The 13,452-nt window shown below is 39.1% G+C and carries 13 protein-coding genes; 1 reads left to right on the forward strand and 12 read right to left on the reverse strand.

Annotation, left to right across the window (positions count from 1 at the left end; genetic code table 11):
• Positions 1-61: 61 nt before the first annotated feature.
• The 12 genes from RI196_RS16850 to hpaB all read right to left on the reverse strand — a co-directional run bounded on the left by RI196_RS16850 (position 62) and on the right by hpaB (position 12,363).
• On the reverse strand, positions 62-1,249 hold the full coding sequence (locus RI196_RS16850) for an ABC transporter substrate-binding protein (protein WP_311066586.1): 1,188 nt from the start codon (positions 1,247-1,249) through the stop codon (positions 62-64).
• Positions 1,250-1,628: 379 nt separating this feature from the next.
• Complete coding sequence (locus RI196_RS16855; RefSeq protein ID WP_063388846.1) at positions 1,629-2,285, reverse strand: GntR family transcriptional regulator; 657 nt, start codon at positions 2,283-2,285, stop codon at positions 1,629-1,631.
• 56 nt (positions 2,286-2,341) lie between these two features.
• Complete coding sequence (gene hpaE, locus RI196_RS16860) at positions 2,342-3,856, reverse strand: 5-carboxymethyl-2-hydroxymuconate semialdehyde dehydrogenase (RefSeq protein ID WP_311066587.1); 1,515 nt, start codon at positions 3,854-3,856, stop codon at positions 2,342-2,344.
• 22 nt (positions 3,857-3,878) lie between these two features.
• A complete protein-coding gene (locus RI196_RS16865; protein ID WP_063388848.1) occupies positions 3,879-4,265 on the reverse strand; it encodes a 5-carboxymethyl-2-hydroxymuconate Delta-isomerase in 387 nt (128 codons plus the stop codon).
• Between the two features lie 57 nt (positions 4,266-4,322).
• Positions 4,323-5,057: a fumarylacetoacetate hydrolase family protein gene (locus RI196_RS16870; protein WP_066252144.1), complete on the reverse strand. Its 735-nt coding sequence runs from the start codon at positions 5,055-5,057 to the stop codon at positions 4,323-4,325.
• Positions 5,054-5,845 carry a fumarylacetoacetate hydrolase family protein gene (locus RI196_RS16875; protein WP_311066588.1) on the reverse strand — a complete coding sequence of 264 codons (792 nt, stop codon included), beginning with the start codon at positions 5,843-5,845 and terminating at the stop codon, positions 5,054-5,056. The genes RI196_RS16870 and RI196_RS16875 overlap by 4 nt, the downstream gene beginning before the upstream one ends.
• Before the next feature lie 48 nt (positions 5,846-5,893).
• Positions 5,894-6,811: a 2,4-dihydroxyhept-2-ene-1,7-dioic acid aldolase gene (hpaI, locus tag RI196_RS16880; protein WP_130156668.1), complete on the reverse strand. Its 918-nt coding sequence runs from the start codon at positions 6,809-6,811 to the stop codon at positions 5,894-5,896.
• A gap of 105 nt (positions 6,812-6,916) precedes the next feature.
• On the reverse strand, positions 6,917-7,801 hold the full coding sequence (locus RI196_RS16885) for an FAD synthetase family protein (RefSeq protein WP_157727842.1): 885 nt from the start codon (positions 7,799-7,801) through the stop codon (positions 6,917-6,919).
• Positions 7,802-7,805: 4 nt separating this feature from the next.
• Positions 7,806-8,282 (reverse strand): flavin reductase family protein, encoded by a 477-nt coding sequence (locus RI196_RS16890; protein WP_130156672.1) that lies wholly within the window; start codon positions 8,280-8,282, stop codon positions 7,806-7,808.
• Positions 8,283-8,307: 25 nt separating this feature from the next.
• The gene (locus tag RI196_RS16895; protein WP_311066589.1) at positions 8,308-9,732 is read right to left on the reverse strand and encodes an aldehyde dehydrogenase family protein; all 1,425 of its coding nucleotides are present in this window, start codon (positions 9,730-9,732) and stop codon (positions 8,308-8,310) included.
• 26 nt (positions 9,733-9,758) lie between these two features.
• Positions 9,759-10,739, reverse strand: coding sequence for a 3,4-dihydroxyphenylacetate 2,3-dioxygenase (gene hpaD / locus RI196_RS16900; protein ID WP_063388855.1), 981 nt, complete (start codon positions 10,737-10,739; stop codon positions 9,759-9,761).
• Between the two features lie 163 nt (positions 10,740-10,902).
• Entirely contained in the window at positions 10,903-12,363 is a 1,461-nt protein-coding gene (hpaB, locus tag RI196_RS16905) for a 4-hydroxyphenylacetate 3-monooxygenase, oxygenase component (protein WP_130156676.1), read from the reverse strand.
• A 156-nt stretch (positions 12,364-12,519) separates the two neighbouring features.
• Here hpaB and RI196_RS16910 point away from each other — a divergent pair, with 156 nt between their 5' ends.
• Positions 12,520-13,440 (forward strand): LysR family transcriptional regulator, encoded by a 921-nt coding sequence (locus RI196_RS16910; RefSeq protein ID WP_130156678.1) that lies wholly within the window; start codon positions 12,520-12,522, stop codon positions 13,438-13,440.
• Positions 13,441-13,452 lie beyond the last annotated feature (12 nt).

A 13,452-nucleotide genomic window follows, 5' to 3' on the forward strand; every position in this document is an offset into this window, starting at 1 on the left:
CTATTTTTGGTCTTTAGGGATCTTCCCCGTACTTTTAATCGTTGAAGATCCCTTTACAGCATTATTCTGCAATGACAAATTTGCCGTCTTTGATTTGAACCATAACTAAGCTGCTTTCATCAAGGCCAGTATGATTATCTTTCGAAAAATTGAATATTCCGGAAATTCCAACAAAATTTTTCGTATTTTCGAGCTGTTCTCTAATTTTTTCTTTGTCAGTTCCGGCTTTTTCAATTGCATTCACTAATAAATAGAATGCGTCCCAAGTATGGCCTCCAAACGTATTTGCGTCGTAGTTGAATTTTGCTTTAAAATCCTCTTTATACTTAATAAGTGTTTCTTTTTGCGGATCATTATCCGGCAATTGTTCAGCGACAATTAAACGCCCTGCAGGAAAAATAACTCCTTCCGCTGCTTCTCCGGTTAACTCAATAAACTCTTTAGTACCAATTCCCTGACTTTCAATAATGGGAAGTTTCATTCCTAATTGATGGAGATTTTTCGTAATAACTGAAGACTCCTGAGCAGTTCCCCAAACGATAATTGCCTGTGGATTTGATTTCTTTACGCGAGTCAGCATCGCTTTCGCATCATCAACAGTTGCTTCAAATTCCTCTTCAATAACAGCTTCAATGCCGTATTCACCTTTCAGGCGATTAAATTCTTCATGAGCACTTGTGCCGTATTGGTTGGCAACATTCAGCCAGGCAATTTTCGTTAAATTTTTTTCTTTCAAATAGGCTAAAATTTTAGGAATTACTACATCATCACTTTGTGTCGTTTTGAAGATCCAGTCCCGTGAAGAATTATCATCAGGTTTTACAATTTGTTTACTTGTAGCTGATGCAATGAATGGAGTTTTTGACTTTTCCGCAAGCGGCACCATTGCTAAAGCATTTCCGCTTAGCGTACCCCCAACAACAGCCAATACTTTATCCTGCTCAATTAATTTTTTCATAGACAGCACGGCTTCATTTTGATCGGACTTATCATCATAGGCAATCAGCTCTATTTTCTTTCCATCTATTCCATCGTTTTCATTTACTAGCTCCACCAGCATTTTTACCGTTTCCATCTGTGATTTTCCTAGAGGAGCACCGCCGCCCGAAGCTGAATAAATAGCACCTATTTTAATGACATCGGAACCACCGGAATCATTATTTTTTCCACCGGCGCTTTCAGAATTTCCGCATGCTGCCAGCATAGAGAGAAATAACATCAAAATGATCAACGAAACAAATTTTTTCAACGTAACCCCCTCCTTTATTTTTGGCAAAATTCCTTAAAAGCTTTATCTTTCTTAGTGACAACGCTTTCATATTAGTGAAATCAGAGGACCACCCCTTTCCTTCGACCAACAAATCATCAATAATATTATATATGATTTAAAATATGGTTTCAAATATTTAAAAAATTCTATCTTTTCTTCCTCCTAGCATTTTCTACTCATTCAAAATCCACTTGTAGAGAAAGAAGCTTCATCTATTGATTTTCTTCACAACAAGGGTTTAGAATTTGATCTTGTTATCTATTAATATATATAAAATAATATATGATATTAGCCAAAAAAATTTCCTTGAACAAATCCAACTGAGTACGATCAGTTGAATTTGTTCGAAATTGTTTTATTATGAAAATTTTTGCCGATTTCTGAATGCTTCTGCTGTATTTAATTTGTGTTGGCGGACAAATTCCTCAATTTGGTTGGGCGGAGCCTTTTCTCGAAGCAATCGAATAATTTCTTCGTGCTCTTTAATGGACTCTTTAGAGCGCTTCGGAACGAGTGTGAAACCATAAGTCCGTATCCGCTTCATCCTCTGCCAAATTTGCTTAATCTGCTCCTCTAAAAAGTTATTGCCGCAGTTTTCATATATTAAGGTGTGGAACTGATAATTTAATTCACTGAATTGCTCTAATTCAAAATCTTGCAGCGACTGTTTCATCTTTTCGTTTAATTCTTCTAATTTTTTGATCGTCTCCTCCTTTATAATATTAGAACTTAAAACAGTCGCGTAGCCTTCTAGCACCGCCAAAACCGAAATGGTTTGCAAATACTCTTTTTCGTTGATATTGCTTACAACTGCTCCGCTATACGGCTTATATTGAATTAAGCCTTCTGCTTCCAATTGGCGGATCGCTTCTCTGACAGGGATGCTGCTTAAATTCAGCTCTTTTGCAATTTGATCGATTACTATTCGATATCCAGGCCCGTAAGCACCATTTTCAATTCGTGAAAGAATATAATCATATGCAATTTGTGTTTTATTTTTTACCTTCTGTTCCATACTTATATCATATATTAAAGAATATATACTAACAAGCAAAACGAGTTAGCTTTCTATTATTGCTGAGCCGAAATCGTTTCGGCTTTTTTTGATTTACCAAACTGAGGAATGTGATGATCTCCAATCGCCACATGAATTACTTGAACCTCTGTATAAAAATCAAAACTATAATGTCCGCCCTCTCGGCCAATACCGCTATATTTCGTTCCGCCAAACGGGATTCTTAAATCCCTGACGTTTTGCGAGTTTACCCAAGCCATTCCGCTTTCAATCGATTGGACAATTCGGTGTCCGAGCTTCAAATTGTTCGTCCATACATAAGCAGCCAGCCCATATTTTACATCATTAGCCATTTTTATGACTTCTTCTTCAGTCTCAAATGGTATAACTGCCATGACAGGTCCGAATATTTCCTCTTGAGCAACTTTCATACCGTTATGGCAATTCAGAAGAAGTGTCGGTGGAACAAAGTTGCCATTTTTCAATGATTGCGGAACGTTTCCTGAAAACACTTCTGCCCCTTCTTTTTTGGCTATTTCAATGTAATTTAAAACAGTTTCCCAATGTTTTTTGTGAATTAGCGGCCCTAGTTCTGTCGAAGAATCCAATGGATCCCCTACCGAGATATTTTGCACACGCTCTTTCAGCCGTTCTACAAAGGAATCATAAATCGATTTTTCCAAAAACAACCGCGAATTGGCTGTACAGCGCTCCCCGTTAAGAGAAAATACTCCCCAAACGACAGCATCCAGGGCTTTTTCCAAATCAGCATCGGCAAAGATAATTGCAGGAGATTTTCCTCCTAGCTCCATAGAGGTTTTTTTCAACGTATCTGCGCTATTTTTTATTATTTCGGCACCTGTTGTCGTCTCGCCCGTAAAGGAAATAAGCCGGACATCAGAATGTCTCACGAGGGACTCGCCAGCTGTTTCCCCAAAGCCGTGAACGATATTAAAAACTCCCTCTGGCAGTCCCGCTTCATGAATAATTTCAGCCAGCTTGTTAGCAGTCAGCGGCGACCATTCAGCAGGTTTTAAGACAACCGTATTACCTGTTGCCAACGCCGGAGCCACTTTCCATGTTTCCAGCATGAACGGAGTGTTCCATGGCGTAATTAAACCTGCCACCCCAATTGGCTTGTAAATAGTATAATTAATAAAATCTCCGTCTACTTTATACGCTTCTCCTACCATGCGGCTTTTAACCATTTGTGCATAAAATCGAAAGTTTTCAGCTGCACGGGATGCTTGCTTTTTCGTTTGACTGATTGGCAATCCTGTATCTAGAGATTCCAAATAAGCAATTTCTTCCGCATTTTCTTCAATTAATGCAGCAATTCGTAAAATATACTTCATTCTTTCATCTACCGACATTGTTCCCCAAGGGCCGTCATCAAAAGCTTTTTTGGCAGCTTTTACTGCTAAGTCAATATCTTCTGCAAATCCTTCCGCTACCTCATTGATTACTTCATTATTAAAGGGATTAATATTCTCAAAGCTTTTCCCTGCAACTCCCTCTACAAACTTGCCATTGATATAATGAAGAACTTTCCCAACTTTATATGTGGTCATTTCGATTCCTCCAAGTATGCAATTAATTTTTGTAGCGCTGATGAATGTTATTATATTTGTACGTTCCAAATTCACTAAATTCATATAGTTCTAAAGACAATGCAAGATATCTCCTTTTGAAAAGGATCGAAAAATGATCTTTCATCACTGCAAAGATCTCATCACAAACTGCTTTTTTATCCTCTTCAGTACGCCCAGCGCCAATCTTTAGCGTACCGTGGACAAAGGCATCATCCTCAGAGCCGTCAGCAACACAATAATCTTTCAATTCAATGGCTCTAGATCTCACGCCTCCAATTGGAAATATATCGCTTTTGGAAATCAGCACATCATTAACTTTTTTCAGCAGCTCTGGAATTTTTGCCTCTTTTTTGATATTGTCGGTATATTCTAAAATAAAATGCGGCATAAACGTCAGCTCTCCTTTAAAGTGTTGGTGACGGAGAAAAGATTCTGAATGACAGCTTCATATAATTCGATTAATTAAACGTCCAATCCCTTCTATTTCTGTAATCACTTCATCGCCAACATTAACATTGACCGCTCCTTTAGGTGTTCCTGTGAGAATTATGTCCCCGTAATTTAAGGTCATAAAGCTAGTTAAATACTCGATTAACATAGGGATTGTAAAAATCATATCTTTTGTATTTCCTTCCTGCACTAACGCTCCATTAACGTAAGTCCGAAGGACCAAGTTCATCGGATCTGGTATATCTTCTTTATCGACAAGCCAAGGGCCTATCGGGGTGAATGCATCACGATTTTTCACGCGCAAATTCGGCCGGTAATAGTTCTCTAAATAATCCCTGACAGCGTAGTCATTTGCAACCGTATATCCTAAGACATATTCATACGCTTCACTAGCCTTGACATTACGCGCCATTTTTCCGATTACCACTGCCAGTTCACATTCATAGTGCATAAAATCTACATCAGGAGGACGTTTCGTTTCAGATCGATGCCCAACAATCGTATTCGGTCCCTTTAGAAACACAAGCGGTTCAGTTGGTGCATGAAATGACAGCTCTTTAGCATGATCTGCATAATTCAAACCTAATGCAAAAACAGTCCGCGGGCTTACAGGCGGAAGCCAGACTACGTCCTTTTCTGTCACTTTACGATGATCATTCAGTTGAAGGAAGCCGTTATCTTCAATTGCTTCATAAATGGTGCCGTTCATAGCAACTCTAGCTCGTTTCATCGCACAGCCCCCTTCACACAATCCGCTTCATGAACAATTGTATTTTCTAGACTGCCTACACCTTCAATTTCTATGCGAACATGGTCTCCTGCCTTTACTAAAGGCGCTTGCTCAGGAACACCTGTCAGCAGCACATCTCCTGGATAAAGCGTCATAAATTCTGTTATATCAGCCAGCAGCCGAGCAACTGGCCGGATGAAATTTTTCGTGTTATTTTTTTGCGCAAGCTTTCCATTGACAAAAACGCGAATGTCCAATGAATCTGGATCAACTATCGATTCCTTTTTGATGATCCACGGACCAACCGGATTAAATCCATCTCTTGCCCGCTCCCTAATCGCCGGACGATAAATGTTTTCGTGCGGAATTGCTACATCATTCACAACTGTATATCCAGCAACATATTGAAAGGCTTCTTCTTCCTTTACTTTAGTGGCAGTACGCCCAATGACCACGCCGAGTGCTGCCCCTACTTCTAATTCGTCTGCATCCTCAGGCAATGGTATGGGGCTCCTGTAGCCACTTAATGTGTTAATCGGTTTTATATATAAAATTGGCGCTTTCGGTGGTTCGTTATATGGTGAATGTGTCATTTGCTCACGATATCGATGAAAGGCGCCTTGATAATTCAAAAGGACACCGTAAATCGTACCTGAAACCGGAGGCTCCCAAGAAAGCTGATTGACGTGATATTGAGTTCCATTTAAAAACATTGAATTGTTTTCTGGATCCACTTCGGCTTCCGTTATATTTGGCATTCCAAAAATTTTCACTACTGCATTGCCCATCCAATTCACTCCTTAGCAGGCGCAATACATCAGCCCTTTCAGCTTGCCTTAATTTTTTACTTTCTCTAAAAGACCATATTTTTGCAGCGTTTGCCGAATTCTTTCTTGAAGCTCCTCCGCAGGCAAATCAAGAGGCAATCTTAATTTCGGCGTGATTTTTCCCATCATTCCAAGCGCCGCCTTTACAGGTCCCGGATTTGTCTCGGCAAATAAAATATCGTTTAATTCCATTAACTCGAAATGGAGGTCCTGAGCTCTCTTTATATCGCCTTCAAACCAAGCATCATGCAATTCCGCAACTTTTGCCGGTTCCACATTAGCCGTTGCACTAATAGAACCTGCTCCCCCGATTGCTAGCATTGGATAGCATAAAAGCTCGATTCCTGAAAATAGTAAAAAATCTCTTCCGCAATGAAGCAGCACCCGATTCACATGCTCAAAATCTTTATTGGATTCTTTTGCACCGATAATGTTCGGGCAATCCTCCACTAAACGAGCCATTGTTTTGACCTCTAAATTTACAGCTGTTCTCCCTGGGATGTTGTAAATAATGATCGGAATATCTACAGAATCAGCTACTGCTTTAAAATGCTTATACAACGCATGCTGGGACGGCCTATTATAATACGGAACAATGACCATCGCAGCATCTGCGCCAATTTCTTGTGCAAATTTCGTTAGTTCAAGTGTTTCATCATGATTAGTCGATCCTGTTGCCGGAACAAACGGGACTCGGCCATTCACTGTTTTTTTCGCCAGCTCCATTACCTGCTTGCGTTCCTCCGTTGTTAATGAACTGGGTTCGCCAGAAGTTCCTGTCACTGAAATCCCATGGCTGCCGCTTTCAATTTGCCAGTTGATTAAATTTTTCATCGTTTCAAAATCAATATTGCCTTCCGCATCAAATGGAGTAACAACAGGAGCAATCGATCCTCTTAATCTTTGCTTTATTTCGTTATAAGACATATATAAGCAACCTCCTGAACAAAATGATTATTATCTGAATATTTCAAATCTCATTAATTTATTTTTATTATATATATAATCATATATGATTTCAACTATAAATTATTATATGACTGTTCGGCTAAAAAGATCATAAGCAGCAGCAACTGGTTGATCAAGCAATTGTTCTATGAACCTCAATTGGACATTATTTTTTTCTGCTATTCTATCCAATCCGTCAATAACACCGTCAAATAAGTAAGGTTTTAATGTTTTGTTCGTTATATTGCATAAACCGTTGTAAAATGTCTCATTGAATTTTATTTGGATTTTATAAATTCCCGGTTTAGGCAGGAAATAATCCTGATCGATTTGCGCTTTAAAAATAAAATTGTTGTCAGCATCCCCTCGTTCCATCGATTTCACTAAACATGAAACACGATAATAATCTCCAAGATAATGAGGTATTTCACTTACAAGGCCTGACTCTAGCAGCTTCCGAATCATGGAGGAGCTTATTTTTTCTTGTTTATATTGGATTTTCGGTATGGTCGTCACATCAAAAAATCCCGTTCCAACGTTTTTCAGCTTCTCCATATTCCCTTTTCCTTTAAAACCATACGTAAAGTCGAAGCCGGCAACGACATGTTTGCACATCAAGCCTTTTAAGTATTGATTCACAAAGTCTTGATCGGATAATTCAGAAAAATTTTTGTCAAATTTCACAATATACAGTTTCTCTACCCCTAATTGTGAAAAGATTTCCATTTTGGAAGGAAGCGGCGACAGATAGGAGATAACTTTTCTATCCGTTTCAATGACTTGACTTGGATGCGGAAAAAATGTCATTACGGCAAATGTTAGTTTTTTTACTTGCGCGATTTCTTTCGCTTTTTCAATGATTTTCTTATGTCCTAAATGCACTCCATCAAAGAAGCCGACTGCCATGACACACGGCTCGGGTTTGCATTCCGCTAATACTTTGGAATTGTTAATATAAACGACTTCCATCCATTCACCCCGCGTTGGCATGACTAGCCAAATTTCTATATTTTCCTTCAAAAAATAACAATGGGTCACCATCCTTCATATAAATGTCAGTCACCTTTCCAATGTATAAAGTGTGGTCGCCGGCAACATGTGTATTGTATACGTCACATAAAATATTTGCTAACGAATTGGGCAGCACTGGTTGATCACCGACCCAATCAAAAGTAACATTTTGTTTCTCTTTTAATTGGCCGGCAAAAAGCATCGATAAATCTTGTTGTTCTTCAGACAAAATATTTACTGTAAATTTTCCTGTCTGCTTAATGATTTCATTCATTTTTGCTTTTTCTCCAATTGAAATGAGAATTAGTTTAGGATCTAAAGAGACAGACATAAATGCATTTGCCGTCATTCCGCGTACTTCCCCATTTAGGGCAGCCGTAATAACAGTGACCCCTGTCGCAAACTTCCCCATTGCATTTCGAAACGTGCGATCATCCATGTTACACACCTCTTTTTACGCTTTTTTATACTTGCCGATTTATCACGACTAATTTTAGCTCCGTCATTTCTTCAATCGCATATTTAATTCCTTCTCTCCCCATTCCGCTCTCTTTCACTCCGCCGTATGGCATATGATCGACTCGGAACGTCGGGATATCATTAATCATTACACCGCCTACTTTTAGCTCTTCAGCCGCATATAAAGCATGGTGGATATTTTTTGTATAAATCCCTGCCTGCAGTCCATACCGAGAATCATTTACATACTCAACAGCCTGTTCAATCGATGAAACCTTTTCGATTAACACTACAGGGCCGAAAATTTCTTGACAGGAGACTTTCATATCAGGTTTTGTGTTGAGTAAAACCGTCGGTTCGACAATATTTCCTTTCGCATTTCCCCCTGTTGCAACTATTGCACCTGTTTTTTTAGCTTCTTCGATCCAGCTGATGACACGGATTACATCATGTTCGGAAATCAGCGCTGAAACATCTGTTTGAAAATCCAGCGGATCTCCTGTTGTCAGATTTTCCGTTTCTTTCACAAATGCATTTACAAACTCATCATATACATGTTCATGTACGTAAATTCTTTGCAGCGAGATGCATACTTGCCCTTGGTTAGAAAAAGCCCCTTTAACACATCTTGGAATGATGCTTTTAACATCAATTCCTTCATCTACGATCAAAGCCGAGTTGGAACCTAACTCAAGCGTGACGCGTTTCAAGCCTCCTTTATTTCTGATCTCTTTTCCGACTTCCGGACTTCCCGTAAACGTAATCATTTTAACCCGCTCATCTTCTACGATTTTTTTGCCAACGATGCTGCCGCTTCCTGTTACAACATTCAATGCACCATCAGGCAGTCCTGCTTCCTGCAATAATTCAGCTATAAAGAAAGCAGATAACGGTGTTTGGGAGGCCGGCTTTAAGACAATCGTATTTCCGGAGGCAATGGCCGGTCCTACTTTATGCGCAACTAGATTCATTGGAAAATTAAACGGAGTGATAGCTCCTATTACACCGATCGGTTCACGAACCGTATAAGCAGTCCGATTTTCCCCGCCGGGCGCCGCATCTAAAGATAGTGCCTCACCATGAATTCTTTTTGCCTCTTCAGCCGAAAATTTGTATGTTTGAATGGTTCTTTGCACTTCCTCTAATGCTGTTTTGATTGGCTTCGCCGCCTCTTTTGCAATAATTTCTGCCGCTTCCTCTTTCCTCTTATCTAAAAGCATCACCAGTTTTTCCAAAATATGTCCGCGTTCATGCTTTGGCATTTTCGCCATTTTCAGAAAGGCGTTATGTGCGGCTTCGATCGCTTTTTCAACGTCAGCTTCTGAAGCAATTGGAATTTCTGCAATTACTTTTTTATTATATGGAGAGGAAAGAGGAGCATAATGTTCTGCTCCTACCCAACTTCCATTAATAAACAATTTTCTTTTCATCGCTACCTCTCTTTTCTTACTTAAAATTAAATGACAAAATCAGGTTTTAGCTTTTGCACACTTGGCTCTTTTAGTTCAACTAACTCTCCGCTATGAATATCAAATACTTGTGATGCTTCATTAAACCAGCAGTCCGGTGCTTCATGCCCCCAAAATGTTTGGCGTCTTGGATCATTTATATCCCAGCGAATCGGCAGAAAATCCGGATCGCTTGTCAAGTAATCTCCATTGTATAATTCAATTCGATGTCCATCTGGATCACGCAAATAGAGGAAAAATGCGTTTGAAAGACCATGGCGTCCAGGGCCTCTTTCTATATTTTTCGCATATCCCATAGCCGCTAACACATCACAGGCATGAATGAGACTAAGTTGATCCGACAGCCAAAAGCCGATATGGTGAAGACGAGGGCCGTTTCCATTCATAAACGCCAAATCATGCACATTAGGTTTTCGATGCAGCCATGCAGCCCATAATTCATTATTTTCTGTTTCGGTATACTCAGAGCACGCAAACCCCAGCTCTTTTACGTAAAAGTCATATGCTTTTTGTACATCCGGCACCATGCAATTAAAATGGTCAATTCGCTGTATTCTTGCTCCTTTATATAAGTCATATCTTTGCAGCAGCCTTTCGACCGTGTCCATTCTGGCAAAAAACTCAACTGGAAGACCTGAAATATCCTGCACACGGAAAGCCCTTTCAACTGCATGCTGATTTTCTATCCATTTTGGATTCATATTTTTTTGTTGAAAATAGTCATATAATTTGTTTAAATCCTCATCGGAATAAACCTTGTAACTGATCGCTTCCACACCAGGCTGCTCTGCTTTTTTCAACACCAGGCTGTGATGATTATGTTCCTCATACCCTCTGAGATATAAATGGTTTTCATCAGCCTCTGTCACAACGAACCCTAAAGCGTTTTCATAAAAATCGCGTGAAGCCTCCAAATTTGTCACCAACAGTACCGCCCTTGCACAACGAATAATATTAAAATCTACCATCTTGAAAGTCCCTCCCTATTAAATTCCCCCGAGAATAGAAAATTTTCAGAAAAATATAGTTTGCTAGAATCATATATGATATTGTATATTAAGTCAAGTTCAACTCGCTATGCTGTCATGATCACTTTCACAATTAACGTGTGGCACCTTCATTTATTATTTGTTAAACAGTTGTTACTTTTGTAGTTCCTAAAAATTCACGAACCAAGTCTTTGAAATAATCTTTTTCGTACCCGTCAAAATAAACCATACCCATGCGGACCGGATCTCCAAAGAAATAATATTCATAATGAGTTTGACGGCTTCCAAATGCACTCATTGTAATATCCCAAGCTAAACGGAACAACTGAACGCGCTCATATCCATCAATATTTGCTCCTTGCATCGCTCTTCTGACAATATCGCCGATTTCTTCATTATTAAAATCAGCTTCTGTCGGAATGGCCATTAATCCAGAAGCGCCAAGAATCCTTAAGATTTCCACTAAACGAGGGTAAATTCTTGGGTACCAATTTCGAGCAGCATCAAGCGCAGCAAAATCCGGCGTCATTGTTCCCCATTTATCAAGCTTTGCATTATGCTCTGCACGATATAAATGACTGCGCATTGTCTCAAGAGTCAGCATAATTTCTGTTCCTTTATCTTTTACATGCTGAAACTGTTCAATTCCAATAGCCTCCATAATTAAAAGGACAACTCCAAGTATAAATTCAGTTTTCACTACATTTTTGGCAACTACTTGATGCGACATGTGGACAACGGCATTCGTCTCACGGAAGGTTCGGTTGCAAATGGAAGAATTGCCACAGACAAATACCCGTTCCCAAGGAACGAAAACGTTTTCAAATGAAACAATAGCATCTCCTTCTTCAAATCGCGACCCGAGCGGATGATCCCAATGACTTTTTCCATAGTCAAAGGCTTCGCGGCAAATAAATTTTACGCCTGGAGTATTATTTGGAATTGCAAAAGCTAATGAATACGGGTCATCCCCTTCACTTGATTTTTTTACCGTTGAAGGAAAAACTAATATTTCATCCGTTATGCCGCCTTGCGTAGCCAACAAACGAATCCCATCAACAATAATTCCATCTTTATTTTTCTCGACTAAATGCAAGGAAACATTTGCATCCTTTTGCTCATGCTGAGCTTTAGAGCGATTAATCTGCGGATGTATAAGGGTATGTGTTAAAGAAATATCGTTTTCTCTCGCATATTCATAATATTTTCTTGCGTTCTCCGCATACATTGGATCATCTTCTGCGAACAGATCATTCGCTATTCCCATTGCCATCACTTCAGCATTTAAATAATCCGGAGACCGCCCCATCATTCCGGCGGAAGTTCGAGCCCATTCCTGTATTGCTTCGCGTCTTGCAATCAGTTCTTCTTTTGTGGTAGGCTGCATAAATGTTATACCGACTTTTTCTCCTGTTGTTGGTGAAGTATACAGCATCTTATCAGCTTTTTCATATTGAAGATCGTAAAGCTTTGCCATTGATTGAATCACATTTTTCAATGCAGGATGCTCCGTGACGTCATCTACTTTCTCCCCATGAATGTAAACGCTGCTTTTCGCTTTCTTCAAACGCTCAATATACTCTTTTCCAGTTTTTGCAGGCATCTTCATTCCCCCTTAAATAGATTTTTTCATTCACAATTCGATTTACTTTTTTGAATCTTCAAAAATAATATAACATATGATATCATATATGAAAAATATGAAAAAAATTGGTTTTGTATATAAAAAAAATATACACCTTCACATGAGGTGATCAGATTGATTGACATTAAACAGCTGAAATATTTTGCAGCGATTGTCGAGGAAGGACAAATTACACGCGCGGCGAAAAAGCTGCATATGGCGCAGCCGCCTTTAAGTCATCAGTTGAAGCAATTGGAGGAAACGCTTGGAGTCATTTTATTAGAACGGAACGGAAAAAAACTTGAATTAACGGAATCCGGGAAAATTTTCTACAAAAAAACGAAACAGCTCCTTCATCAATTGAATGATATGATTTTGGAAGTCCAAGAAATAAACGATGGAACGAAAGGCACATTATCAATAGGATGTGTGAAATCATGCTTTTCCTATTTACCCAAAACAATGCGGAAGCTTCTTGAGAAATTCCCCAATGTCAAATTCCATTTAAGAGAAGGAGATACATTCTTAATCAGTGAATTTTTAAAAAGCAGAGAAATAGAGGTAGGGATTATACGATTGCCCATTGATACCGATGAATATCAAACAATAAAACTGCCAAGCGATCCATATGTGGCCGTCATCCCGCAGCATTGGAATTATAAACATCATTCTATTCAAATGAAAGATATAAAAGAAATGCCTTTGCTTCTATTACACCGAATCAGCGGGAAAGGCCAGTATGAAATGGTTGTGAATGAATGCGCACGGCATGGATTTGAACCAAAAATTTTATGCGAGTGTCCCGATGTAACGATTCTTTTATCATTAGTTGCAGAAGGTGTAGGTGCAACGATTGTCCCAAAATCTGCCGTTTCCAATTTTCAAATTCCAAACATTCAAATGCTGGAAATTGAGGATTCATCCATTACAGCTGAAGCATCGATAATTTTCGAAAAAAATCGGTACCTGTCTAAAAGTGCAGCGAATTTTATTAAGATACTAAAAACTGAATACCCGCTTGATGATCAGCTTGGCAGACCGCAGCCAAATAAATAAATAAATGTACAC

This window comes from Aeribacillus composti, from assembly GCF_031760945.1.
In the GTDB taxonomy this organism is placed as follows: domain Bacteria; phylum Bacillota; class Bacilli; order Bacillales; family Aeribacillaceae; genus Aeribacillus; species Aeribacillus composti.